The sequence below is a fragment of the Cellulosimicrobium sp. NPDC057862 genome, from assembly GCF_042797035.1.
In the GTDB taxonomy this organism is placed as follows: domain Bacteria; phylum Actinomycetota; class Actinomycetes; order Actinomycetales; family Cellulomonadaceae; genus Cellulosimicrobium.
In genome coordinates this window covers 220,169-244,475 of the sequence record NZ_JBHVMH010000004.1, presented here as the reverse complement: position 1 = coordinate 244,475, position 24,307 = coordinate 220,169, and the positions used below count along the sequence as shown (strand labels likewise).

At 73.0% G+C, this 24,307-nt stretch carries 25 protein-coding genes; 10 read left to right on the top strand and 15 right to left on the bottom strand.

The features are described 5' to 3' along the window. Positions 1 to 14: 14 nt before the first annotated feature. Complete coding sequence (locus tag ACFVN3_RS08225; protein ID WP_378232279.1) at positions 15 to 608, bottom strand: DUF3043 domain-containing protein; 594 nt, start codon at positions 606 to 608, stop codon at positions 15 to 17. A gap of 80 nt (positions 609 to 688) precedes the next feature. Here ACFVN3_RS08225 and ACFVN3_RS08220 point away from each other — a divergent pair, with 80 nt between their 5' ends. After that, on the top strand, positions 689 to 2,134 hold the full coding sequence (locus ACFVN3_RS08220; protein WP_378232278.1) for a dipeptidase: 1,446 nt from the start codon (positions 689 to 691) through the stop codon (positions 2,132 to 2,134). 34 nt (positions 2,135 to 2,168) lie between these two features. Here ACFVN3_RS08220 and ACFVN3_RS08215 read toward each other — a convergent pair whose 3' ends face one another. Next, complete coding sequence (locus ACFVN3_RS08215) at positions 2,169 to 2,993, bottom strand: hypothetical protein (protein WP_378232276.1); 825 nt, start codon at positions 2,991 to 2,993, stop codon at positions 2,169 to 2,171. Between the two features lie 45 nt (positions 2,994 to 3,038). After that, complete coding sequence (locus ACFVN3_RS08210) at positions 3,039 to 3,569, bottom strand: acyl-CoA thioesterase (protein ID WP_378232275.1); 531 nt, start codon at positions 3,567 to 3,569, stop codon at positions 3,039 to 3,041. A 95-nt stretch (positions 3,570 to 3,664) separates the two neighbouring features. Between ACFVN3_RS08210 and ACFVN3_RS08205 the strand changes: the two genes are divergently transcribed. Beyond that, positions 3,665 to 4,060 carry a DUF3817 domain-containing protein gene (locus ACFVN3_RS08205; RefSeq protein WP_378232274.1) on the top strand — a complete coding sequence of 132 codons (396 nt, stop codon included), beginning with the start codon at positions 3,665 to 3,667 and terminating at the stop codon, positions 4,058 to 4,060. Between the two features lie 29 nt (positions 4,061 to 4,089). On the opposite strand, the gene ACFVN3_RS08200 is transcribed toward ACFVN3_RS08205, so the two are convergent. Further along, complete coding sequence (locus tag ACFVN3_RS08200) at positions 4,090 to 4,689, bottom strand: DJ-1/PfpI family protein (protein ID WP_378232273.1); 600 nt, start codon at positions 4,687 to 4,689, stop codon at positions 4,090 to 4,092. 61 nt (positions 4,690 to 4,750) lie between these two features. Beyond that, the gene (gene nadA / locus ACFVN3_RS08195) at positions 4,751 to 5,959 is read right to left on the bottom strand and encodes a quinolinate synthase NadA (RefSeq protein WP_378232359.1); all 1,209 of its coding nucleotides are present in this window, start codon (positions 5,957 to 5,959) and stop codon (positions 4,751 to 4,753) included. 113 nt (positions 5,960 to 6,072) lie between these two features. On the opposite strand from nadA, the gene ACFVN3_RS08190 reads away from it, so the two are divergent. Further along, entirely contained in the window at positions 6,073 to 7,287 is a 1,215-nt protein-coding gene (locus tag ACFVN3_RS08190) for a glycerate kinase (protein ID WP_378232272.1), read from the top strand. Positions 7,288 to 7,297: 10 nt separating this feature from the next. Here the strand turns inward: ACFVN3_RS08190 and ACFVN3_RS08185 are convergent, their stop codons facing one another. Then, positions 7,298 to 7,726: a VOC family protein gene (locus ACFVN3_RS08185; RefSeq protein ID WP_378232271.1), complete on the bottom strand. Its 429-nt coding sequence runs from the start codon at positions 7,724 to 7,726 to the stop codon at positions 7,298 to 7,300. Positions 7,727 to 7,918: 192 nt separating this feature from the next. On the opposite strand from ACFVN3_RS08185, the gene erpA reads away from it, so the two are divergent. After that, on the top strand, positions 7,919 to 8,269 hold the full coding sequence (erpA, locus tag ACFVN3_RS08180; RefSeq protein WP_047234275.1) for an iron-sulfur cluster insertion protein ErpA: 351 nt from the start codon (positions 7,919 to 7,921) through the stop codon (positions 8,267 to 8,269). 99 nt (positions 8,270 to 8,368) lie between these two features. On the opposite strand, the gene ACFVN3_RS08175 is transcribed toward erpA, so the two are convergent. Then, a complete protein-coding gene (locus ACFVN3_RS08175) occupies positions 8,369 to 8,629 on the bottom strand; it encodes a sulfurtransferase TusA family protein (RefSeq protein ID WP_378232270.1) in 261 nt (86 codons plus the stop codon). Next, a complete protein-coding gene (locus ACFVN3_RS08170; RefSeq protein WP_378232269.1) occupies positions 8,626 to 9,771 on the bottom strand; it encodes a cysteine desulfurase family protein in 1,146 nt (381 codons plus the stop codon). The genes ACFVN3_RS08175 and ACFVN3_RS08170 overlap by 4 nt, the downstream gene beginning before the upstream one ends. A 400-nt stretch (positions 9,772 to 10,171) precedes the next feature. On the opposite strand from ACFVN3_RS08170, the gene coxB reads away from it, so the two are divergent. Genes coxB through ACFVN3_RS08155 form a run of 3 tightly spaced genes read left to right on the top strand, consistent with a single transcriptional unit; the run spans position 10,172 to position 13,310 of the window. Beyond that, a complete protein-coding gene (gene coxB, locus ACFVN3_RS08165) occupies positions 10,172 to 11,092 on the top strand; it encodes a cytochrome c oxidase subunit II (protein ID WP_264032286.1) in 921 nt (306 codons plus the stop codon). Then, positions 11,092 to 12,915, top strand: a complete 1,824-nt coding sequence (ctaD, locus tag ACFVN3_RS08160) for a cytochrome c oxidase subunit I (RefSeq protein ID WP_237843011.1) — start codon at positions 11,092 to 11,094, stop codon at positions 12,913 to 12,915. The genes coxB and ctaD overlap by 1 nt, the downstream gene beginning before the upstream one ends. Continuing rightward, positions 12,912 to 13,310, top strand: a complete 399-nt coding sequence (locus tag ACFVN3_RS08155; RefSeq protein WP_047234280.1) for a cytochrome c oxidase subunit 4 — start codon at positions 12,912 to 12,914, stop codon at positions 13,308 to 13,310. The genes ctaD and ACFVN3_RS08155 overlap by 4 nt, the downstream gene beginning before the upstream one ends. A 239-nt stretch (positions 13,311 to 13,549) precedes the next feature. Here ACFVN3_RS08155 and ACFVN3_RS08150 read toward each other — a convergent pair whose 3' ends face one another. The 5 genes from ACFVN3_RS08150 to ACFVN3_RS08130 all read right to left on the bottom strand — a co-directional run bounded on the left by ACFVN3_RS08150 (position 13,550) and on the right by ACFVN3_RS08130 (position 18,687). Then, positions 13,550 to 14,176, bottom strand: coding sequence for a superoxide dismutase (locus ACFVN3_RS08150; protein WP_053369073.1), 627 nt, complete (start codon positions 14,174 to 14,176; stop codon positions 13,550 to 13,552). Between the two features lie 188 nt (positions 14,177 to 14,364). Beyond that, the gene (locus tag ACFVN3_RS08145; protein ID WP_378232268.1) at positions 14,365 to 16,128 is read right to left on the bottom strand and encodes a cytochrome bc complex cytochrome b subunit; all 1,764 of its coding nucleotides are present in this window, start codon (positions 16,126 to 16,128) and stop codon (positions 14,365 to 14,367) included. Beyond that, entirely contained in the window at positions 16,125 to 17,186 is a 1,062-nt protein-coding gene (locus ACFVN3_RS08140; RefSeq protein ID WP_053371264.1) for a ubiquinol-cytochrome c reductase iron-sulfur subunit, read from the bottom strand. Before ACFVN3_RS08140 ends, ACFVN3_RS08145 begins: the two co-directional genes overlap by 4 nt. Continuing rightward, on the bottom strand, positions 17,183 to 17,962 hold the full coding sequence (locus ACFVN3_RS08135) for a c-type cytochrome (RefSeq protein WP_378232267.1): 780 nt from the start codon (positions 17,960 to 17,962) through the stop codon (positions 17,183 to 17,185). The genes ACFVN3_RS08140 and ACFVN3_RS08135 overlap by 4 nt, the downstream gene beginning before the upstream one ends. A 74-nt stretch (positions 17,963 to 18,036) precedes the next feature. Then, positions 18,037 to 18,687 (bottom strand): heme-copper oxidase subunit III, encoded by a 651-nt coding sequence (locus ACFVN3_RS08130; protein ID WP_082141561.1) that lies wholly within the window; start codon positions 18,685 to 18,687, stop codon positions 18,037 to 18,039. 315 nt (positions 18,688 to 19,002) lie between these two features. Between ACFVN3_RS08130 and ACFVN3_RS08125 the strand changes: the two genes are divergently transcribed. Together ACFVN3_RS08125 and trpD are read left to right on the top strand one after the other, a co-directional pair. Beyond that, positions 19,003 to 19,440 carry a hypothetical protein gene (locus ACFVN3_RS08125; RefSeq protein ID WP_378232266.1) on the top strand — a complete coding sequence of 146 codons (438 nt, stop codon included), beginning with the start codon at positions 19,003 to 19,005 and terminating at the stop codon, positions 19,438 to 19,440. Positions 19,441 to 19,473: 33 nt separating this feature from the next. Next, positions 19,474 to 20,571, top strand: coding sequence for an anthranilate phosphoribosyltransferase (gene trpD / locus ACFVN3_RS08120; RefSeq protein ID WP_378232265.1), 1,098 nt, complete (start codon positions 19,474 to 19,476; stop codon positions 20,569 to 20,571). Between the two features lie 39 nt (positions 20,572 to 20,610). On the opposite strand, the gene ACFVN3_RS08115 is transcribed toward trpD, so the two are convergent. Then, positions 20,611 to 20,892: an Lrp/AsnC family transcriptional regulator gene (locus ACFVN3_RS08115; protein ID WP_378232264.1), complete on the bottom strand. Its 282-nt coding sequence runs from the start codon at positions 20,890 to 20,892 to the stop codon at positions 20,611 to 20,613. Then, positions 20,886 to 22,733, bottom strand: coding sequence for a DEDD exonuclease domain-containing protein (locus ACFVN3_RS08110; protein WP_378232263.1), 1,848 nt, complete (start codon positions 22,731 to 22,733; stop codon positions 20,886 to 20,888). The genes ACFVN3_RS08115 and ACFVN3_RS08110 overlap by 7 nt, the downstream gene beginning before the upstream one ends. Before the next feature lie 163 nt (positions 22,734 to 22,896). Here ACFVN3_RS08110 and ACFVN3_RS08105 point away from each other — a divergent pair, with 163 nt between their 5' ends. After that, a complete protein-coding gene (locus tag ACFVN3_RS08105; RefSeq protein ID WP_378232262.1) occupies positions 22,897 to 24,300 on the top strand; it encodes an NYN domain-containing protein in 1,404 nt (467 codons plus the stop codon). Positions 24,301 to 24,307 lie beyond the last annotated feature (7 nt).

Here is a 24,307-nt window from a genome sequence, read left to right as displayed (position 1 = left end):
GGGAGAGCGGACCGCTACTCCGGGAAGACGCCGTGCTTCTTGTGCGTCGGCTTGGGCAGACGCGCGCGGCGGAGCTGGAAGGCGCGCATGACGGCGTACATGACGGTGCCCTTGGGGATCTCGCCGAACTTCGCGAGCAGGCGCTTGCGCAGCCGGCGCCACATGATGAAGCCGTCCACGACGGTCAGCAGCACGATGACGTAGAGCGTCATCACCGTGAGGAACGCGAGGTCCTGGTTCTGCGCGGTGAGGAACGAGAAGACGATGAACACCAGCGCGACGGGCAGGAAGAACTCGCCGAGGTTCCAGCGCGCGTCGACGTACTCGCGCACGTACCGCTTGACCGGGCCCTTGTCGCGGGGCGGCAGGTAGCGCTCGTCGCCCGTCTGCATCGCCTGGTACTGGCGGTCGCGCATCTCGCGCTGCTTCTCCCGCGCGGACTTCGCGGCGGCACGACGGTCGTTCGGCACGAGGGGTCGCTTGTTCGCGGCCTCGGAGACCTTGCGCTTGGGCGTCGGGCGGCCCTTGCCGGCCTGCTCGATCTCGGCCGCCTGCTCGACGGGGTCGGGGGCGGCGGACGTCGCGGCGGGCTTGTTGCGGGAGAACACCCCTCCAGGGTAGTCGAGCCGGGGCAGTGCCGGACGCCGGTCCCAGGACCGGCGGCTCATGGTGTCGTACGGTGCTCGTCGTGACGAACTCACCCGACCCCACCATCCCTGCGCCCGACGCCGCGCCCGACGCCGCGCCCGGCACCGCGACCGGCCCAGAGCTCGCGACCACGCTCCGCGAGACCGTCGCCCGCCTGTTCCCCGCGCTGCGCGCCGACCTCGAGTCGCTCGTGCGCGTGCCGAGCGTCTCGAACGCCGCCTTCGACCCGGCGCACGTCGCGGCGAGCGCCGACGCCGTGGCCGCGCTCCTGCGCGACGCCGGCCTGCCCGAGGTGCAGGTGCTGCGCGCCCGGACCGCCGACGGCACGGAGGGCGCGCCCGCCGTCGTGGCGCGCCGTCCTGCGCCCGACGGCGCGCCGACCGTCCTCCTGTACGCGCACCACGACGTGCAGCCCCCGGGCGACGCCGCCACCTGGGAGACCGACCCGTTCGAGCCGACCGAGCGCGACGGGCGCCTGTACGGCCGCGGCGCGGCCGACGACAAGGCGGGCGTCGTGGCGCACCTGGGCGCGCTGCGTGCCCTCACCCGGCTGGGTGAGCTCCCGGTCGGGGTGACGGTGTTCGTCGAGGGCGAGGAGGAGATCGGCTCGCCGACGTTCCTGCCGTTCCTCACGCAGTACCGCGACCTGCTCGCGGCGGACGTCATCGTCGTCGCGGACTCGTCGAACTGGAAGATCGGCGTCCCCGCGCTCACGACGTCGCTGCGCGGCCTCGTGGACTGCGAGGTCGAGGTGGCGGTGCTCGACCACGCGGTGCACTCGGGCATGTTCGGCGGACCCGTGCTCGACGCGGTGACGCTGCTCGCGCGCCTGATCACGACCCTGCACGACGACGCGGGCAACGTCGCCGTGCCCGGGCTGGTCACGGCGGCCGAGCCGACGGTCGACTACGCCGAGGCGGACTTCCGGGCGGACTCCTCGCTCCTCGACGGCACGGTGCTCGCCGGGGAGGACAGCATCGCCGGGCGGCTGTGGACCAAGCCCGCGATCGCCGTCATCGGGCTCGACGCGCCGAGCGTCGCGCACGCGTCCAACACGCTCACCCCGCGCGCCACCGCCAAGCTCTCGGTGCGGCTCGCGCCCGGGCAGGACCCGGCCGCCGCGATGGCGGCCCTGCGCACGCACCTCGAGGAGAACGCGCCCCTCGGCGCGCGCGTCACGGTGCGCGACGGCGAGCAGGGCAAGCCGTTCCTCGCCCCAGGTGACTCCGAGGCGATGCGGGCCGCGCGGTGGGCCTTCGCGACGTCGTGGGGCACCGACCCCGTCGACATCGGCGTGGGCGGGTCGATCCCGTTCATCGCCGACCTGCTCGAGGTGTTCCCCGACGCGGCGATCCTCGTGACGGGCGTCGAGGACCCGGACTCCCGCGCCCACGGCGCGAACGAGTCGGTGCACCTCGGCGAGCTCGAGAAGGTCGTGCTCGCCGAGGCGCTCCTGCTCGCCCGGCTCGGCGGCGCGGTCGCCTGACCCCGGCTGCCCGGCCCGGGCGGCGCTCGACCGGTCAGCCGGGGAGCGCCGCCCGCAGGTCGGCCGCCTCGGCGAGCGTCGGCCCGACGGCGTCGCGCACGTCCGGGCCGAGGGCGCCCGCCAGCGCGTCGAGGTCCGCGAGATGCGTGCGTGCCGCGTCGGGTTCGCCCACGCGGACAGCGAGCTCGGCGAGGTAGGCGAGGGCGCGCACGCGGTCGGCCGCGTCGGCGTCGTCCCCGGCGCGCCGGAGCGCGCCCGCGAGGATCTTGCGCGCCTGGACGGGGTCGCCGTGCGAGTCGGCCTGCACGACGGCGTCGTCCAGCGCCCGGGCGAGCCGCCCCTCGGGGCGGGCGGCGTACGCGTCGACGGCGGACGCCCCGGCCGCGTCCGTGGCCGGCGCCGCCGCTGCGGGGGAGCGGCGCATCACGCGGACCCAGTTGCCGGCGGGGTCCACGAGGCTGAAACCCGTCGTGCCGCCCGCGTTCGCGCGCCGTCGGGGTCGGGTGATCCGGGGAAAGCCCGTGAGGGGGAGCCGTCCGTAGCGGGCGCGCAGCCCCGCGGCGAACGCCTCGAAGACCGGCGCCGTGTCCTCCACGACGACGATGCAGGTGCTGTAGCTGTCCTGCGGCTCGAGCCCGTCGAGCCCGAAGTAGTGGATGTCCACGCCGCCGCGGCGGACCGCGAGGTACGGGTTGGGTCGGAGCTGGCGGTAGGTCACGTCGAAGCCGAGCGCGGTCCAGAAGTCGCGCAGCTCGTCGATGTCGCGGCACGGGAGGGCCGGGACCATGGTCGCGTCGAACGGGTCGGTGGCGGGCTGGTCCGGGGACGGATCGGGGTCAGGTGCTCGGTCGGCGGTCACCGCACCATCGAAGCACCCGGCTCCCTGCGGGGCCAGGGTCCGTCGTCAGCCGCGGTGCGCGACGTCCACCGCCCGGGACCACCGGGCGACGTCGTCCGGGAGCTCGGGCGAGGCGACGTCACCGCCGAGGAGCCCGACGACGGCGGGCGCGGCGATCCGGTCGCCGGACCCGCGCGCCAGGAACCGGCCCGCGACGAGGCCGCGTGCGCACAGGTCGCCGCCGCGCGAGAACACCTGCTCGAGGTAGACGACGCGCTCGTCCCACCCGAGGACGCGCGTCGCGATCTCGAAGCGGTCCCAGAGCTGCAGGGAGCGGCGGTACTTCATGGTCGACGCCGCGACGACGGGGTACCAGCCCTTGTCCTTGAGCAGGGGGAACCCGCCGAGGTCGGCGATGAAGTTGCTGCGTGCGACGTCCATCATCTGCAGGTACACGCCGTTGTTGACGTGCAGGTAGAAGTCGAGGTCGCCCGGGTGCACGCGCATCCGGGTGACGGACGGCTCGAGGACGCCGCGGCCCGGCACGGCCTTGCGCGGCATCGTGCTGGCGACGAGGAGCTGGATCTGGCGGGTCACCCGGGCAGGCTACTACCTCGCACCAGCGGTATCGGGTACTTGTGGCCGCCGACGCCTGGGAACGCCTGTCATCTCCGTGTGCGAGGATGCGCGCCGTGACGACGACGAGCCCCGCCCCTCGCCCCACCGCCACCCCCGACGCCGGGTCCACCCCGGCGCACCCGTGGCAGGTCCGCGCCTTCCGGGCGGTCGCGATCGCCGAGGCGTTCTCCTGGGCCGGGCTGCTCGTCGGCATGTACCTCAAGTGGGTCGCCGGCACGACCGAGCGCGGCGTGGAGATCTTCGGACCGGTCCACGGCGGGCTCGTGCTCGTCTACGTGGCGCTCGCGTTGCTCGTCGCCGTGCGCGTCCGCTGGTCGCTCTGGACGACCTTCCTCGCGCTCGCCGCGACGGTCCCGCCCTTCTGCACCGTCCTCTTCGACGTCTGGGCGCACCGCACCGGCCGCTACGCCGCCACGGCACGCCGGGCGGCGGTCGCCGCCGGCGTCTGACCCTCGCGCGCTGCGCCGGTCGTCCCGTCTCAGACGGGCGGGTCGGGGTCGTACTGGATCGCTCGCCGCACCGCGCGCGCGACCTCGTCGCTCTCCAGCCGGGCGACGAGGTGCAGCGCCATGTCGATCCCCGCGGACACGCCCGCGGACGTGACGACGTCGCCGTCGTCGACGAACCGCGCCTCGGTGTCGACCACGATGCTCGGGTCGATCTCCGCGAGCTCGTCGTAGTGCTCCCAGTGCGTCGTCGCGGGCCGCCCCGCGAGCAGGCCCGCGGCGGCGAGCACGAGCGAGCCCGTGCACACGCTCGCGATGACGGGGGTCTGGGCGCGCATCGCGCGCAGCCACTCGAGGTGCACGCGGTCCGCGAGCAGGGAGCGGGTGCCCCACCCGCCGGGATAGACGAGCAGGTGCAGGGGGCCGACGTCGTCCGCGGACCGGTCCGGGAGCAGGCGCAGCCCCTTGGCGAGGCGCACGCCACCGCCGTCCCACGAGAACGTGGACACGTGCGGCTTGAGGGCGGAGTGCTCGGCCCAGGCGGACAGCACCTCGAACGGCCCGGCGACGTCCAGCTCCTCCGCCTCGTCGAAGACGAAGATGCCGACGTTCATCCCGTTCCCGGTGCTCATGGCCACCTCCGCGTGCCCCGGACGTCGCCGCCGGGCGCGGTGGGAGCCCGGCGGGTACTGCCTAGATGCCCGGCAGGGCGAGCATCTGGTCGAGCGCGACGCGCGCCCAGTGCGCGTCGTCGGCGTCCACGACGATCCGGTTCACCACGCGGCCCGCGACGAGCGACTCCATCGCCCACACGAGGTGCGGCAGGTCGATCCGGTTCATCGTCGAGCAGAAGCACACCGTCGAGTCGAGGTAGTGCACCTGCTTGTCCGGGTGGGCGCGCGCGACGCGGCGCACCAGGTTGAGCTCGGTCCCGATCGCCCACGACGAGCCGGGCTCTGCGGCGTCGAGCATCTTGATGATGTACTCCGTCGACCCGACGAAGTCCGCGGCCGTGACGACCTCGTTCTTGCACTCCGGGTGCACGAGCACGTTGACGTCCGGCACCGCGGCGCGCATGTCGCTGACGTTCTTCGCGGAGAACCGCCCGTGCACCGAGCAGTGCCCGCGCCACAGGATCATGCGCGCGTCGCGCAGCTCGGCGTCGGTGAGGCCGCCGTTCGGCTTGCGGGGGTCGAACACGACGCAGTCGTCGAGCGACATCGCGAGCTTGAGGACCGCGGTGTTGCGGCCGAGGTGCTGGTCCGGCAGGAACAGCACCTTGCCCGTGCCGTCCACACCACCGACCTGGTCGAACGCCCAGCGCAGCGCGACCTCCGCGTTCGACGAGGTGCACACCGTGCCGCCGTGGCGACCCGTGAACGCCTTGATCGCGGCCGAGGAGTTCATGTACGTCACGGGGATCGTCGAGTCGGCGATGCCGACCTCCTCGAGCACGTCCCACGCGTCCTCGACCTGGTCGATCGCCGCCATGTCCGCCATCGAGCAGCCGGCCGCGAGGTCCGGCAGCACGACCTGCTGCGTGTCCGACGTGAGGATGTCCGCGCTCTCGGCCATGAAGTGCACGCCGCAGAACAGGATGAACTCCGCCTCGGGCCGCGCCGCGGCCTCGCGCGCGAGCTTGAACGAGTCGCCCGTCACGTCGGCGAAGTCGATGACCTCGTCGCGCTGGTAGTGGTGACCGAGCACGAACGCGCGCTCGCCCAGGGCGGCGCGCGCCACCCGGGCGCGCTCCACGAGGTCCGGGTCGCTCGGCGCGGGCAGCTCGCCCACGCACTCGACCCCGCGTTCGGACGCGAGGTCACGGCCCTGTCCCAGCAGGAGCAGGGCGGAAGGACTGGGCTCGGCGAACCCGCCCTGGCGCGAGGTGTTCGGCCCGCTCACGGACGACAGCAAGGTGCTACCAGTGCTCACGGGACCATCGTCGCACAGCGCCGCCACGGTCGAGCGGGCGTCCCGCGGGGATCGGACGGCCCTGGCCCTGGCACAATCCGGGCATGCGCGTGCTGCTCACCGGCTCCGCCGTCCCGCCCGTGCCCGACGGCGCGTGGCCGGCCGGGAAGACCTCGTCGCCGCCCGCCGGGCCGACGCTCGACGACGTCGCGGGCTGGTGGTCGCCGCACGCCGAGGTCGAGACCGTGGCGCTCGCGGCGTCCGGGCCCGCGTTCCTCGAGGCGGTCGCCCCCGTCGCGCCGGAGGTCCTCGCCGGGGTGGTCCCGGGGCCGGACGGGGGCGACGTCCCCGTCGCGGTGCACCGCCGGACGCCGGGCGACGACGCCACGGTCGGGCGACGGACCGTCTACGCGGACGCGTCCCAGGTGCCCGCGACCGGCGCGGGCGAGGTGCTCGAGGTCGACGCGCGGCCGGTGGCCGTGCCCGCGCGGTCCTCGACCGCCGTCGGGCACCTCCTGGCGCTCGCGGCCGACGCCGCGCGCGGTCCAGGCGGAGCGCCCGGCCGCGTCGTCCTCGCGACGGGCGGGAGCACGAGCCACGACGCCGGGCTCGGTGCCCTCCTGGCGCTCGCGGGGGCGCCGGAGCGCGACGGAGGACCCCCGACCGCCCTCCCGGCGGACGTCGTGCGCGCCGCACGGGCCGCTCTGGGCGGCACCGACCTCGTGGCGGCCGTCGCGGCCGACGTCCCGCTGCTCGGGCTGCACGGGGCGAGCGCGACGCTCGACGCCCGGGGCGTGGACCCGGCGGTGGCCCAGCACCTCGAGCGCACGCTGGGCGCGGTCGCGCACGCCGTGGCGTCCGCCGTCGACCGTGTGGCGGCGGACGACACGGACCGCGGCGGCGCGCTCGCCGGGCGGGACCTCCTCGCCGCGTCGACGGCCGGCCGTCGCCTGGCGGGCCTGCCGGGGGCCGGGAGCGGGGGCGGCCTCGCCCACACCGTCGTTGCGCTGGGCGGCCGGCTCGTGCCCGCGCTGCGCGTCGTGGCCGACGACCTGGGGCTCGACGCGCTCCTCGCGGGCGCGGACGTCGTCGTGGTGCTCGCCGACGAGCTCGGGGCGCACGAGCTGGGGGACGGGACGGTCCACGAGGTCGCCTCCCGCGCCGCCCAGCACGCGCTCCCCGTCGTCGTGGTGGCGCGCGCGGTCGTCGCCGGGCGCCGAGAGCAGGCCGCCGCGGGGCTCAGCGGCGCGTACGCGTGGGGCGACGGCGACCCGCGCGCCCTCGTGGAGCGCGTCGCGCGGACGTGGTCGCGCGGCTGAGGCCGGGCCGTCAGCCCAGGTCGACGGTCCCGTCCGCGCGGATCGACCACGCGGGGTTGTGCGCGACCTCCCACACCAGGCCGTTGGGGTCGGCGACGTGGGCGTGGAAGACGCCGCCGAACTCGCCCTCCTGCGGCTCCTTGCGGACGGTCCCGCCCGCGGCGACCATCGCCTGCACGAGCTCGACCACCGCGGCCCGGTCCGCCACGTTGTGCGACAGCGTGAGACCCGTCGTGGCGGGCGTCGCGTCCGGGGTGCCGGCGTCGCGCGCGAAGGCCGACTCCTCGAAGAATCCGAGGAGCTGGCCCGCCGCGGAGCGGTAGAAGACGATCTCGCCGGGTACGTCGAGCTGCGCGGTCCAGCCGAGCGCCCCGTAGAAGCTCCGCGCGGCGTCGAGGTCGCGGGTCGCGACCGTGACGAAGTGCAGCGACTGGTCCATGCGTCTCCCGTCGGGCGGGCCGCGCCACCGGTGCGGCACGGGCTCCGTTCGACCGTACGCCGCCGGGTGGTCGTAGACTCGGGAACACGACCGGCACGAGTGGTGTTGAGGACCTGACGGGATCTCTCTCGAGAGGTCCGTAGAAGCCGGCCACCACCGGGGCAGCACTGCCCCCGACAGCGCGGAGACGAGATGAGCGAGACCACCGACATTGCCACGCACGGCGTCAACCTGACCGACGGGGCCGCGGACAAGGTCCGCACCCTCCTCGAGCAGGAGGGTCGCGACGACCTGCGCCTGCGCGTCGCGGTGCAGCCCGGCGGCTGCTCCGGCCTGATCTACCAGCTCTACTTCGACGAGCGTGTGCTCGACGGCGACGCGCTGCGCGACTACGACGGCGTCGAGGTCGTGGTCGACAAGATGAGCGTCCCCTACCTCGAGGGCGCGACGATCGACTTCGCGGACACGATCGAGAAGCAGGGCTTCACGATCGACAACCCCAACGCGGGCAGCGCCTGCGCCTGCGGCGGCTCTTTCAGCTGACCCGCCCGGCGCGCCGCGCGCACGCCGATCACGACCGCACGAGCCCGGTCACCCGCCCCGCGGGTGGCCGGGCTCGCGTCGTCCGGCGCGCGAACGCCGTCAGGTGCCGAGCTCGACCGTGATCGCCCAGGCGTCCTCGCCGTGGTCGTCGTGCGCACGGGGGAGCGGCTCCTCCCCGACGACCGTGTGACCGCGCATCCGTGCCCAGGCCGGGACGTCGAGCCGCGCGGCCGGGTCCGTCGACCACACCGTGAGGTGCGTGCCCGCGTCGCGGTCGCGCGCGGCGGCGGCGAGCCGGATCACCGGGAGCGGGCAGCGCAGCCCGCGCGCGTCGACCACCTCGGGGGTCTCGTCCGTCACAGACCCTGCACCCCCAGCGTGGCGCGCACGCGCGCGACCGCCCCCGGCAGCGCGTCGAGCAGGCGGTCGACGTCCGCCTCGCTCGTGGACCGGTCGAGCGCGACGCGCACGTTGCCGTGCGTGAGGACGCCCATCGCGGCCAGGACGTGCGACGGCTCGAGCGTGCTCGACGTGCACGCGGACCCCGAGCCGACGGCGATCCCCTCGCGGTCGAGGTCCGTGAGCAGCGCCTCTCCGTCCACGTAGAGGAACGAGAAGGTCACGACGTGCGGCAGGCGGTCGACCGGGTCGCCCACCACCTCGACGTCGGGGATCTCGGCGACGCGCGCGCGGACCCGCTCGACGAGCGCCCGCCGCCGTGCGTCCTCGGCCTCGCGGTCCGCCAGCACCGCCTGGAGCGCGACCGCGGCCGCGAACGCCGCCGGCACGGACACGCCGCCGGGGGCCCAGGGGTCGGGGTCTTCCGGGAACGGGCTGCGCCGTCGTACGCGGGACCGGACCGCCAGGACCCCGACGCCGGGACCTCCGCCCCAGTCGGCAGGGTCGGCGGCCAGCGCGTCCCACGTCGTCGGGACCGCGTCGTGGCCGACGCTCGCCCCCGCGTCGACGAGGAGGGGGACGCCGACGGCGCGCGCGGCCTCGTGCACCGCCGCGACGGGCTGGCGCGTGCCCACCTCGCCGTTGGCGAGCTGGAGCGCGGCGAGCGCGACGCCCGGTCGTGCGACGGCGTCGGACATCGCCACGGCGTCGACCCGGCCGGCGCGGTCCACGCCGACGACCTCCCGCTCGAGCCCGCCGTGCTCGGCAGCGTGCAGGACCGCGGCACGCTCGACCGCCCCGACGACGACCCGCCGGCCGACGCGCGCGCGTCCCCCGGCGAGCGCCGCGACGGCGGTGTGCAGCGACGCCGTGTGGGTGGGCGTGAGGTGGACCTCCTCCGTCCGCGCGCCGAGCGCGGCGGCGACGGCCTCGCGCGCGCCGTCGAGCAGCGCGGCGGCACGGCGGCCCTCCGCGTGCAGGCGGCGGGGGTCCGCCCAGCCGTCGTCGAGCGCACGGTCGAAGGCCTCGCGGGCGAGCGGGTGCCAGGGCGCCCGCCCGCCGTTGTCGAGGCGGGCCCGGCGATCGGGGGTGGTGTGTGTCACATGGTCTCCAGGGCGCTGGCGGTCGCGCCGCAAGGCCGCGGCGCGGGCCGGGGGAGCCGGTCGACCGCGCCCGGACGGGCGCGCCGTGGCCCCCGCGGGGCATCGGATCGTTGCGCTCGCGCGGACCACGACGGAGCGTCGGGGCGGGCCCGTACGCTCCACCGGCACGGTACCGCTCCGCCACCCGACGTGTTGGTGTGGCAAGGATCTGACAGACGTGGCGCGGGTGTGGTGAACCCGTCCTGACCGGCCACGACGTGTGCCGCATCTCGCCCGCCCGCAGCGCGTTCCGGGCCACGAAGGGCGGAATCCCGCGCTAGGCTTCGTGTGTCGAGGACGAAGGTCCTGTGCTGGGCTCGTAAAGGCGGGCTCGGGCAGGACGTGACGTGAAAGGCCCCCCTTGCACTCGCAACCCCCTAGCCGCACACGGCGCACCATCCTGCGGGCGACGGCCCTCGCCGTCGCCGTCGCTGCGGTGGCGTCCGGCTGCGCCAGCGACACGGTCCAGCGCGGGTTCCTGCCCGGTTACGAGGACGGGGAGGTGACCAACCAGACCGCCCGGATCACGTCGCTGTGGACCGGCTCGTGGATCGCCGCCCTCATCGTCGGCGTCATCACGTGGGGCCTCATGCTGTGGTGCGTCGCGGCCTACCGCAAGCGCAAGGACGACCACCGGCTCCCGATCCAGACGCGGTACCACCTGCCGCTCGAGATCATGTACACGGCCGTGCCGATCATCATGGTCCTCGTCCTGTTCTTCTACACGGACCGCGACATGAGCGCGATCGTGGACAAGGACGTGGAGTCCGACATGACCGTCCAGGTCATCGGCAAGCAGTGGAGCTGGGACTTCAACTACGTGGACGAGGACGTCTACGAGAGCGGCCAGCACCTCGCCGACGTCGGCGGCACGATGACGGAGGACGCGGAGATCGACGGTGCCCCCGGTACCTCGGAGGCTCTGCCGACGCTGTACCTGCCCGCGGGCGAGAGCATCCGCTTCGTCCTGGACTCGCGCGACGTCATCCACTCGTTCTGGATCCCCGCGTTCCTCTACAAGCTCGACATGATCCCGCACCGCACCAACGAGTTCGTGGTCACGCCGCAGCGCGAGGGCGTCTACGCCGGCAAGTGCGCCGAGCTCTGCGGCGAGCACCACTCCGGGATGCTCTTCAATGTGGAGATCGTGGACCGCGCCGAGTTCGACGCGCAGATGGAGGCGCTCCGCGAGAAGGGGCAGGAGGGCCAGATCCCGGTGGAGGGATTCAGCCGCCTCCAGGACCCGAACCCCGTCCCCGCTAGCACGGAGGGTGAGCACTGATGGTCGCGCAGGCCGAAGTCATCCCCGGTCTCGCCCCTCGGCGTCAGACCCTCGGTCGGACCGTGATCAAGTGGGTCACGTCCACCGACCACAAGACGATCGGGTACATGTACCTGATCACGTCGTTCATCTTCTTCTGCATCGGCGGCCTCATGGCCCTCGTGATCCGGGCGGAGCTCTTCGAGCCCGGGATCCAGCTCGTGCAGAGCAAGGAGCAGTACAACCAGCTCTTCACGATGCACGGCACGATCATGCTGCTGCTGTTCGCGACCCCGCTGTTCGCCGGGTTCGCCAACGTCATCATGCCGCTGCAGATCGGTGCGCCGGACGTCGCGTTCCCGCGACTCAACATGTTCGCGTACTGGCTGTACCTCTTCGGCGGGCTCATCGCCTCGGCGGGGTTCTTCACGCCGCAGGGCGCGGCCTCGTTCGGATGGTTCGCGTACGCGCCCTTGTCGAACACGACGTTCAGTCCGGGTCTCGGGGGAGACCTGTGGGTGTTCGGCCTCGCACTTGCCGGATTCGGCACGATCCTCGGTGCCGTCAACTTCATCACGACGATCATCACCATGCGCGCACCCGGCATGACGATGTTCCGCATGCCGATCTTCACGTGGAACACGCTCATCACGAGCCTCCTCGTGCTCATGGCGTTCCCGCCGCTGGCCGCCGCGCTCTTCGCGCTCGGCGCCGACCGGCGCTTCGGTGCCCAGATCTTCAACCCCGAGAACGGGGGAGCGATCCTCTGGCAGCACCTGTTCTGGTTCTTCGGGCACCCTGAGGTCTACATCATCGCGCTGCCGTTCTTCGGCATCGTGTCCGAGATCTTCCCGGTCTTCGCCCGCAAGCCGATCTTCGGCTACAAGGGCCTCGTCTACGCGACGATCGCCATCGCGGCGCTCTCCGTCACGGTGTGGGCGCACCACATGTACGTGACCGGGGCAGTCCTGCTGCCGTTCTTCGCGTTCATGACAATGCTCATCGCGGTCCCGACCGGTGTGAAGTTCTTCAACTGGATCGGCACGCTCTGGCGAGGCAAGCTCACGTTCGAGACGCCGATGCTGTGGTCGATCGGCTTCCTCGTGACCTTCCTCTTCGGTGGTCTGACGGGCGTCATCCTGTCGAGCCCGGCGCTGGACTTCCACCTGTCCGACTCCTACTTCGTGGTGGCGCACTTCCACTACGTCGTGTTCGGCACCGTGGTGTTCGCGATGTTCGCGGGCTTCTACTTCTGGTGGCCCAAGTTCACCGGCCGGATGCTCAACGAGCGCCTCGGCAAGCTGCACTTCTGGCTGCTGTTCATCGGCTTCCACACGACGTTCCTCATCCAGCACTGGCTGGGTGTCGAGGGCATGCCGCGTCGCTACGCGGACTACGCGCCGTCGGACGGCTTCACGTGGGAGAACCAGGTCTCGACGGTCGGGGCGTTCATCCTCGCCGCGTCGACCCTGCCCTTCCTCTGGAATGTCTACACGACCTGGCGCAACGCGCCCAAGGTCGAGGTCGACGACCCGTGGGGCTACGGCCGCTCGCTTGAGTGGGCGACGTCCAGCCCGCCGCCGCGGCACAACTTCACGTCGCTGCCGCGCATCCGCTCCGAGTCGCCCGCGTTCGACCTGCACCACCCCGAGGTCGCGGCGATGGACCACGCCGAGCCGAACCCGAACGTCCTCGAGAAGGTCTACGGCGAGGCTGACCGTCGGGGCGAGAAGAGCGTCGCGCTCGACCGCCTGAGCGGCGCGGAGAGCGCGAGCGACTCGACGACGACCACGATCGTCGACGAACCCCGCACGGGCACGACGGACGAGGAGGCCGGGAAGTGAAGGTCGAGTACAAGCTGTTCCTCTACGGGACGCCGTTCTTCATCGCCGCAGGGCTCGTCTACGGCTTCTGGAGCCACTGGGAGCCCGTCGGGTCGGTCGCCATCCTCCTGACCGGTGCGCTGGTCGCGATGATCGGTGCCTACCTCATGCTCACGGCGAAGCGCATCGACGCCCGGCCCGAGGACGACCCCGAGGGTCTCATCGAGCAGGGCGCCGGCGACCAGGGCGTCTACGCCCCGTGGAGCTGGTGGCCGCTGGCCATCGCCGGCTCGGCCGCGATCGTGTTCCTCGGCCTCGCCGTCGGCTGGTGGCTCGTCTACGTGGGGATCGCGCTCGCCGCGGTCGCCCTCGTCGGCTGGGTCTTCGAGTTCTCTCGTGGCCAGCACGCGCACTGACTGACCCGACGCCCGAACGGCCCGGCCCCCTCGCGGGACCGGGCCGTTCGTCGTTCCTGGACCTGCCCGACGACGCCACGCGCCACCTGGTTCGTGACCGCGGACTGATCTGCGTCCCGGCGGGTCGGGGCAAGGCGTCGAGCACGACATGAGGGTCGCTATCCATCGGATAACGACCCTCATGTCGTGTTCGCCGGCGGGCGGTGTCGTGCTCGCCGGGTGGGTGGAGCGGGTGGCCGTCAGGCGGGGACGATGAGCCCGGCGGTCTGGGTCTTGGCGCGCTGGAGGCGGGCCTCGGCGTCGGACCAGTTGACGAGGTTCCACCAGGCGGTGACATAGTCGGCGCGCACGTTCTGGTAGTCGAGGTAGTAGGCGTGCTCCCAGACGTCGAGCAGGACGATCGGGGTCAGGCCGAGGGTGAGGTTGCCCTGCTGGTCGTAGAGCTGGACGGTGACGAGCTTGGAGCCGATGGAGTCCCAGGCGAGGATCGCCCAGCCGGAGCCCTGGACGCCGGCGGCGACGGCGGCGAACTGCTTCTTGAAGGCGTCGAAGGAGCCGAAGTGCTCGTCGATCGCGGCGCCGATCTCGCCGGTGGGCTCGCCGCCGCCCTCGGGGGAGAGGTTGGTCCAGAAGGCGGAGTGGTTGACGTGGCCGCCGAGGTTGAACGCGAGGTTCTTCTCGTGCAGGTTGATCGCGGCGAAGTCGCCGGTCTCGCGGGCCTCGGCGAGCTTCTCCAGGGCGGTGTTCGCGCCGGTGACGTAGGCCTGGTGGTGCTTGGAGTGGTGCAGCTCCATGATCCGCCCGGAGATGTGCGGCTCGAGCGCACCGTAGTCGTAGGACAGCTCGGGCAGGGTGTAGACGGGCATCCGGAGTACCTCCTGGTACGGACCGCGGGAGAGCGTCCTGCGGCCGCTGTGCGGTGAACTGACGGTGTCTCAGGCCCCTCAGGCAGGCGCGGCCGCCCGCGCCCGGGTGCCGAGACGACGATGACCCGCGACCTGTCCGCCTCGATGAGGGGACTGGTCGCGGGTCATCGTCCTACTGTGCAGGAACCTCAGGGTCGACGCTCGTCGGCGCCCTTCTCCGGCTCGACGAGGTCGCGCCCACCACCGACGGTGGCGGCACCGGCCTCGATCTGCTCGTGGCTCTCGCCCTCGAGCGTGTCGTGCTCGCCGTGCGAGTGCGCGGCCGCGAGCTCGACGGGCGTCACGGGCTCGATCCGGTCCTCGTAGAAGAACCGCGACAGGCGCTGGAGACGCTTGTCCTTCTTGTAGCCCTTGCGGCGCACGCCGCGGGAGTCCGTCGCCGGCTCGATCGCGAGCGGCTCGTGGGCCTGGTAGTTCACCCGGAGCCAGCGCTCCTGCTCGTCGAGCGGGCGGTGGACCTCGATGTACTCGCCGTGCGCGAACCGCACGATCCGGCCCGTCTCGTGGCCGTGGAGCACGAGCTCGCGGTCCTTGCGCTGCAGGCCGAGGCAGATGCGCTTGGTGATCCAGAACGCGAACCACGGACCGACGAAGAACAGGACCCGGAACGCCCACGTGATCGTGTTGATCGACATGTGGAAGTGCGTCGCGATGAGGTCGTTCGACCCGGCGAGCGCCAGGATGATGAACGCCGTGAGGAAGGCGACGCCCAGACCGGTGCGGACCGGGACGTTGCGCGGGCGGTCGAGCACGTGGTGCTCACGCTTGTCCTTCGTCACCGCGGCCTCGAGGAACGGGTAGACGAACAGGAAGGTGAACAGCAGGCCCGGGACGACCACGGCCGGGATCAGGACGTTGAGGGGCACGGTGTAGTCGCCCCACGTCACGAACTCCGCCTGCCCTGGCATCAGTCGTAGCGAGCCTTCGAGGAACAGCATGTACCAGTCGGGCTGGGCTCCCGCGGACACCGGTGACGGGTCGAACGGGCCGTAGTTCCACACGTTGTTGATCGCCATCGTGCCGCCCATGAGGGCGAGGATGCCGAACACGACGAAGAAGAAGCCGCCGGCCTTGGCCACGTACACCGGGAACAGCGGGTAGCCGACCACGTTCTTGTCCGTACGGCCGCCACCGGGGTACTGCGTGTGCTTGTGCAGCACGACGAAGAACAGGTGGAGCGCGACGAGCGCGAGGATCAGGCCGGGCACGAGCAGGATGTGCACCGTGAAGAGCCTCGGGATGATGTGCTCGCCCGGGAACTCGCCGCCGAAGATGAAGTACGAGAGGTACGACCCGATGAGCGGGATCGACTTCACGACGCCGTCGGTGATGCGCAGGCCGTTGCCGGACAGGACGTCGTCCGGCAGGGAGTAGCCCGAGAAGCCGGCGGCGAGGCCCATGATCATGAGCAGCATGCCCACGAGCCAGTTGATCTCGCGCGGCTTGCGGAAGGCGCCGGTGAAGAACACGCGCATCATGTGCGTGACGATCGCCGCCATGAAGATCAGCGCGGCCCAGTGGTGGATCTGCCGCATGAGCAGGCCACCGCGCACCTCGAACGACATGTGCAGCGTCGACGCGAACGCGTCGGACATGAGCACGCCGTTCATCGACGCGGGCTCGCCGTGGTAGGTGACGAGCGACATGCTCGGCACGAAGAACATCGTCAGGAAGATGCCCGTGAGGATCAGGACGACGAACGAGTACAGCGCGATCTCGCCCAGGAGGAACGACCAGTGGTCAGGGAAGACCTTGCGGGCGAACTCCTTGACGGCGACGCCGATGCCGGTGCGCTGGTCCAGGTAGTCGGCGGCCTTGCCGGCGGGGGTCGTCGGCGCGGCTGACTTCGGTGCGGCCGCCTGGGGTGAGGCGGTTCCGGTGCTGGTGGTCACTTCAGACGCTCCCAGAAGCTCGGGCCGATGGGCTCGTGGAAGTCGCTCTGGGCGACCAGGTAGCCCTCGTCATCAACGGTGATCGGCAGCTGCGGCAGGGGCCGCTTCGCGGGCCCGAAGACCACCTTGGCGCTGTCGGCCACGTCGAACGTCGACTGGTGGCACGGGCACAGCAGGTGGTGCGTCTGCTGCTCGTAGAGCGCCACGGGGCAGCCGACGTGCGTGCAGATCTTGGAGAACGCGACGATGCCGTCGTACGACCAGGTCTCGCCCTCGGGGGACTGGTCGGACACGATGTCGCGCGGGTCGAGACGGACCAGCAGGACGACGGCCTTGGCCTTCTCCGTGATCCACTCGTGGGACTGCATCTCCTCCTGGGAGGCCTCCGGGATGATGTGCACGACCGAGCCGATCGTCACGTCCGCCGCCTTGATGGGTCGGCCGGAGGGGTCGATCGCGAGGCGTGTCCCGGGCTTCCAGAGCGTGTGCTTGAACTTCGAGACGTTCCAGTCGCCGCCGACGCTCCCGACGAGCGGGACCGCGATGGTGAGCGGGAACAGGGCGAGCGCGGAGATCACCGCGCCCTTGAGGACGCCGCGGCGGGCGATGCCCGAGTCCTTGGCGCCGGCCTCGAGCTCGGCGATCGCGCCGACGCGCGTCTCGGCGTCGCTCGCGATCGGGTGGCGCTCGTCGACCTTCTCGTGGTCGGACATGAGGACCTTCGCCCAGTGCACGGCGCCGAGGCCGATGCCGAGCAGCGCGAAGGCGATGGCCACACCGAGCGAGAGCGTCGACAGGCGCACGCCCGCCGTGGTGCCGTCCGGCGGGATGACGAAGTAGACGACGAGCGCGGCGATCGTACCGATCACCGAGATGCCGAAGAGGGTCGCGACCTGGCGCTCGGCGCGCTTCGACGCCTTCGGGTCGCGGTCGGCCATGCGGCTCTTGTGCTCCGGCAGACCGGGGTCCGGGAACGTCTCGAGGGTGCCGTGCTCCTCGCGGTGCCCGACCTCGCGGTGCGAGGACTCGGGCGACCGGGGGTTCTGGTAGTCGCTCACGAGGACTTCGCTCCGATCCACACTGCGGCCCCGATGAGGAGGCCCATTCCGACGATCCAGGCCCACAGGCCCTCGCTGACGGGGCCGAGCGAGCCGAGCGAGAGGCCGCCCGCCGAGCCCTCACGCTGGTCGACGAGGAACGCGATGACGTCCCGCTTCTCCTCCGGCGTGATGGTCGCGTCGTTGAAGACCGGCATCGACTGCGGGCCGGTGAGCATCGCCTGGTAGAGGTTGCGCTCCGACGTCTCCCACAGCGGAGGCGCGAACTTGCCCTCGGAGAGCGCGCCGCCGGCGCCGACGGCGTTGTGGCACATCGCGCAGTTGGTGCGGAAGATCGCGGCGCCGTTCGCGACGTCGCCGAGCGAGGCGTCGACCTGCTCGTCGGTCGGGATCGCCGGGCCGGCACCGAGCGAGGCGACGTAGGCGGCGAGCTGGGCCGTCTGCTCCTCGTCGAACTGGCGGGGCTTCTGGATGGCCTGCGGACCGTCCATCTGCATGGGCATGCGGCCGGTGGATACCTGGAAGTCGACCGACGCGGCACCGACACCGACGAGCGACGGCGCCGTGTCCGAGCCCTCGGCGTTCGGCCCGTGGCACGTGGCGCAGTTGGCCTGGAACAGCTTCTGGCCGGTCTCGATGTCCTCGGTGCTGGCGGTCTCGGCGTTGGCCGGAGTCGGTGCAAAGGCGGCGTAGACGCCACCGGTGACCAGCAGCGCCAGCAGCAGCAGCACGACCGGCGCGAAGCGGTGGTGTCTGCGGGCGGCGAGTGCCTTCACGAAATGATCCTCGTCTCGCAGGTGGGGGAGCAGGGGGGCGGATGGGCGGGCCGGGGCGGACCCCGGGCGTGTCGTCAGCGCAAGATGTAGATCACGAAGAACAGCGCGATCCACACGACGTCGACGAAGTGCCAGTAGTAGGACGTCACGATGGCCGTCGTGGCCTCGTGGTGCCCGAAGTTCTTGGCCGAGAACGAGCGGCCGAGAAGGAACAGGAACGCGATCAGGCCGCCGACGACGTGGAGTCCGTGGAAGCCGGTCGTGATGTAGAAGACGGAGCCGTAGGGCGTCGAGGAGATCGAGACGCCGTGCTCCACGAGCTCGGCGTACTCGAAGATCTGACCACCGATGAAGAACGCGCCCATGAGGAACGTGAGCGTCATCCACTCGTTCATCCCCCAGCGGTTCACCTGGAAGATCGAGCCGGTGCGCACGGGCTGGAAGCGCTCGGCGGCCCACACGCCCATCTGGCACGTCACCGACGACAGCACCAGGACGGTCGTGTTGATCGCCGCGAAGGTCAGGTTGAGCTTGTCCGCCTGCAGGGCCCACTCGTCGGCGGGCATCACGGCGCGGACCGTGAAGTACATAGCGAAGAGGCCGGCGAAGAACATGAGCTCGCTGGCCAGCCACACGATCGTCCCGACCGAGACGGGGTTCGGTCGGTTGACGCTCACGTGCTGATGGGCGTGGGGGGCAGCCGTTGCGGTCGACACAGAAGCCATTATGGCCGACGAACGGCCCCTTCGCGGCACGCAGACTGCCGCCCGGAGGCGGTGAATCTCACAATGTCTCCAGATCTTCCCACGGAGACCTGCACTTGGTGACGGATCGCTGCTGAGTGCCATGAAACCGGCAGGCTCACGGGGCCGGCCAGGGCCCTTGGTCCCGGGTCCCGCGCCGGTCGGCGCGGGCGCCGCGCGAGGGGGTGCTGCGATCGGCTCCGACGTGCCAAGATGCGAGTCGGGACGCGCGTGCCGCACGTACTGGGGCGCGCCCCCGGACCACCCGAGAGAACCACGAAGGCGACGGTGACGACGATGACGACGACCGTGACGACGACGCACGGGGACACGACCGTGACCCCGCGCGCGCCGCGCATCCTCCTCTACAGCGACGACGTGACGGTGCGCGAGCAGGTGCGCCTCGCCGTCGGGCGGCGGCTGGGTGCTGGTCAGCCGGACATCGAGTGGCTCGAGGTCGCGACGCCGACGGCCGTCGTGAGCTCCGCGGACGCTGGCGGCTGGGACCTGCTCGTCCTCGACGGCGAGGCCGACAAGGCCGGCGGCATGGGTCTGTGCCGCCAGCTCAAGAACGAGGTCTACCGCTGCCCGCCCGTCCTGGTCCTCACCGGCAGGCCGCAGGACGGTTGGCTAGCATCGTGGTCGCTCGCCGACGACGCGGTGCCCCGGCCGTTCGACGCGGTCGCCCTCCAGCGCGCCGTCGCCGACCTGCTGCGTGCCGCTGGCACGCGGTAGCCGACAGGAGACCGACCAGCCGAAGGGCCACCCGTGACCGCCACCCCGCACCCCGCCGCCTCGACCACGAGCGACTCGACGGGCACGGGGCTCACGTGGCCCGGCCTGCTGACCGAGCTCGTCGCGGGGCACGACCTCGACGCCGACTCCACCGCATGGGCGATGGACCAGGTGATGTCGGGTGAGGTGTCGCCCGTGCGGCTCGCGAGCTTCCTCGTGGCGCTGCGCGCGAAGGGCGAGACCGTCGCCGAGCTGACGGGCCTCGCGGACGCGATGCTGGCCCACGCGAGCCGGTTCACCGTGGACGGTCCGGCGGTCGACATCGTCGGCACGGGCGGGGACCGCGCGCACACGGTCAACATCTCGACGATGGCCTCGCTCGTCATCGCGGGCGCGGGCGTGCGGGTCGTCAAGCACGGCAACCGGGCCGCGACCTCGTCGTCGGGCGCGGCGGACGTGCTCGAGGAGCTGGGCATCCGGCTCGACCACGGCCCCGAGCGGGTGGCGCGCATCGTGCAGGAGGCGGGGATCACCTTCTGCTTCGCCATGGTCTTCCACCCGTCCATGCGCCACGCGGGCGTCGCGCGCAAGGAGCTCGGCATCCCGACGGCGTTCAACGTCCTCGGCCCGTTGACGAACCCCGCGCAGCCGCGTGCGGCCGCCATCGGCGTCGCGGACGCGCGCATGGCGCCGCTCATCGCCGGGGTCCTCGCGGGGCGCGGGACCTCGGCGCTCGTGTTCCGCGGCGACGACGGGCTCGACGAGCTCGCGGCGACGGGCGGGGCGACGGTGTGGGAGGTGCGCGAGGGCGTCGTGACGGAGCACCGCCTCGACCCGGTCGCGGACCTGGGCCTCGCGCCGGTGACGGTCGCCGACCTGCGGGGCGGCGAGGCGGCGCACAACGCCGACGTGGCGCGACGCTTCCTGGCAGGCGAGGCGGGCCCCGTGCGGGAGACGGTGCTGCTCAACGCGGCCGCCGGGCTCGTCGCGGACGGCACGCTGCCCGGGACCTCGGAGGGCACGCTCGCCGCGCGCCTCCGCGCCGCCTACGAGATCGCGGCGCGCAGCGTGGACACGGGTGCGGCCCGCGACGTCCTCGCGCGCTGGGCCGAGGCCGCGGCGCGGGACTGACCCTGCATACGAGGCGGTCGGCGGTCGCCGGCCGTCTCGTCAGTCGTCGAGGCCGAGCGCGAACGCCTGCTCGAGGTCGACGTTCGAGTAGGCGCGGAACGCGATGAACGTCTCGGTGCGCACGACTCCCTGGACCTTGCTGATGCGGTCCGCGATGACGTCGGCGAGCTGGTCGTGCTCCTGGACGCGGACCATCGCGACCAGGTCCGCCTTGCCCGTGACCGAGTAGACCTCGCTGACGCCCTTGAGGTCCGCGACCTCGGACGCGACCTCGGGGATGCGCGCGGGGTCGGTGTCGATCAGGACGATGGCGGTCAGCATGGTTCCTCCGGGGTCGGGTCGTCGACTGGCGACCACTCTACGGTCACGCCGGGTGCCGCGTGCGTCAGGTCGGGGCGGTCGCCCGGGCCGGTGTGGCGCGCGACGTCCCGGGCCGTGGCGGCGAGGTCCACGTGCGACCCCGCGGACCGGACCGGGCACGCCCACGGGCCGGTGACGTCGACGATCCGCACGCCCGGCTCCTGGAGCCAGGACAGCAGGATCTCGGCCTCGTGGGGGTGGCTCGCCGGGGCGGGCGGCACGGGCGGGGCGACGGTCTCCGCCGTCGCGACGAGCGCGTCGACGAGCGGCCACGGGTCCGCGCCGGGGTCGCTCACCCCGGTCGCGGCCAGGCGCGCGTGGCGCACCACGACGATCTCCCACCCGCCGCCGTCCGTCGGGCGGGCGGCGACGAGCTCGGCGCACGCGGCGAGCGGGGCGAGCCGCTGGGCGCGCGCCGCCCCCGTGAGGAACGCCCTCAGGCGGTGCGTGAGCTCGCCCGCCTGCTCGAACCGCTCGTCGCGCGAGAGCGCGACGATCCGGCGTCCGAGCTCCGCGACGACGCGCGACGGGTCGCCCTCGAACGCCTCCCGCACGCCGGTGGCGACGGCCCCGTACCCGGTGTCGCGCGCGACGGTCGTGCACGGCGCCGAGCACCGTCCCATCTGGGCGAGGACGCACGCCGTCGCCCCGGGCGAGGCGACGACCGGGAGGCGGCGCGTGCACTGGCGCAGCGGGAACGCGTCGTGGAGGGCGTCGACGGCGGCCTGCGCCTGGTGCTTGGACGCGAACGGTCCGATGTGCGCCGCCGGGGCGCGGACGTCCCGCACGACGGACAGGCGGGGGTAGGCCTCGTCCGTGAGCCGGACCCAGGTCATGCGCTCGGGGTGGCGCGACCGCCGGTTGTAGCGCGGCGCGTGCTCCGCGATGAGTCGCAGCTCGCGCACCTGCGCCTCGAGCGGCGTCGCGCACACGACCGGGGTGACGGCGTGCGCGATGCGCACCATCTCGGTGATCCGGCTGCGCTTCTCGGAGCGGGTGAAGTAGGACCGGACGCGGCGCCGGATGGACGTCGACGTGCCGACGTAGAGGACCTCGTCGCCGGGCCCGCGGAAGAGGTAGACGCCTGGTGCGTCCGGGAGGTCGTCGGCGAGGTGCCGCTTGCGCCGCACGTCCTGCGGGACAGGGTCCGTCGCACCGGCGAGGTCCTCGAGGTGGGTGACGCCCAGCGGCCCGAGCCGCGCCAGGAGCGCGTGCAGCACGTCCACCGTGGCGCGCGCGTCGGCGAGCGCGCGGTGATCCGGCGTCACCGTGGCCCGGAACAGCGCGGCGAGGGTCGCGAGCTTGTGGTTGGGCGCCTCGTCACGGGTGACGACGCGGCGCGCGAGCGGGACGGTGTCGAGCACCTGGTTCCCGGGCCAGTCGTAGTCCGCGGCCCGGCACGCGGCCTTGAGGAACGAGATGTCGAACGGCGCGTTGTGCGCGACGAGCACGGCGCCGCGCGCGAACTCCAGGAAGCTCGGCAGCACGGCCTCGATGCGCGGGGCGGTCGCGACCATGGACGAGGTGATCCCCGTCAGGCGGGCCACGAAGGCCGGGACCGGGACACCGGGGTCGACGAGCGTCTGGAACTCCCCGAGCACCTCGCCGCCGCGCACCTTCACGGCGCCGATCTCCGTGATCCCGGCGCCCGCGGGCGAGCCGCCCGTGGTCTCCAGGTCGACGACGACGAACGTCACGTCCCGCAGCGGCGTCCCGAGGTCGTCGAGCGTGGCCTGGACGGGCACGCCCCGAGGCGCGGACCCCTCGCGCGAGGAGGCGAGGAGTGGTGGTCCGGACGGCATGGCGGCGAGGGTAGCGACGGCCACCGACACGGCGGGGGCGGGGCGCGGCGGGGTCCGCGGTCCAGCACGGGCACGTCATAGGGTGGTGCCCGGGGAATCGGGACGATCAGGGACGAAATGTCCGGTGGCACTCCCGACGGCAGACACGCAGGAGGCGCGGCGGATGGTGGCCGAGAGGTCGGACGAGGAGGGACCCGCGGGCGGCGTCCCGCCCGCGGTGCGCGCGCTGCTCGTCGAGGCGGCGGCGGACGTGCTCGGCACGCTCGACCCGGTCCTCGTCCCGGTCGGCCTGCAACGGGTCAAGGCCTTCGCGCCGCGCCGGCGCGCGTCGGCCGGTGCGGCACCGTTGTGGCGGGCCCTGGTCGACGACGCCGGGTTCCGCCACGCCGTCGCCGCCGCCTGGTCGCGCGAGCACGGGACCGCGACGGGTGCGCCACGAGATCCCCCGGTCCCGGACGACAAGGGACTGCCCGACGACCTCACGGCGGCACCGCAGGACGAGGCCGTGGCGGGACGGGGTGACGAGGACCCCTTCACGCCCGCCCTCGTCCGCGAGCGCGCCGCCGGTGCCTTCCTGCTGCGCCCGGACGGCTGGGAGGCGGCCGTGGAGCGCGCCCGCGCGCTCGACACGACGCTGCGCACCGAACGCTCGGAGCGCAGCGAGGTCGCCCGCTTGCGTCGGGACCGCGACCGGCTGGCCGCGCAGGTCGAGCAGCTGAGGGCGCAGGCGCTGGACGCCGCCGCGCGAGCGGACGCCGCGACGGCGGAGCTCGCCGGCGCACGCCGCGCCGAGCGGCGGCTGCGGGCGGACGCCGACCGGGCGCGGGCCGAGGCCCGGGCGGCCCTCGATGCGGCGGCGGCCGAGCGGGCCGAGGCGGACGGGGCGCTGCGCGACGCGCGCGAGGAGCGCCGTGCCGCGGGCGTCGAGCTCGCCCGGGCGCGCGCGGAGCGGGACGAGGCGCGGCGCGCGCGGACGTCGGCGGCCGACGTCGCGACCGCACGCGCGCGGCTCCTGCTCGACACGGTGGTCGACGCGGCCGCCGGGCTGCGGCGCGAGCTCGCGCTGGGGCCCGCCACGACGACGCCGGCCGACGACGTCGCCGCGGCCCTGCCGGGCGCCGCCGCGCGACCGCGGCCCGGGTCGCGCGGGCGCGCGGCGGACGACCCCGCGCTGCTCGGCGACCTCCTCTCCGTCCCGCGCACCCACCTCGTCGTCGACGGCTACAACGTGACCAAGACCGGCTTCGGCGAGCTCACTCTCGCCGAGCAGCGCGACCGGCTCCTCAACGGACTCCTGCGCGTCGCGGCGGGGGGCACCGAGGTCACGGTGTGCTTCGACGGCGCCGACGTCGCTGCCCGGCCGGTGCACGCCCCGCGCGGCGTGCGCGTGCTCTTCTCGTCGGGGGAGATCGCCGACGACCTCATCCGCCGACTGGTCGCCGCCGAGCCCGCTGGCCGACCGGTCGTCGTGGTGACGAGCGACCGCGCGGTGTCGGACGACGTGCAGGCGATGGGCGCGGTGTGCGTCCCGGCGCAGGCGCTCCTCGCGCGGCTCGCGCGCCGCTGAACGCCGA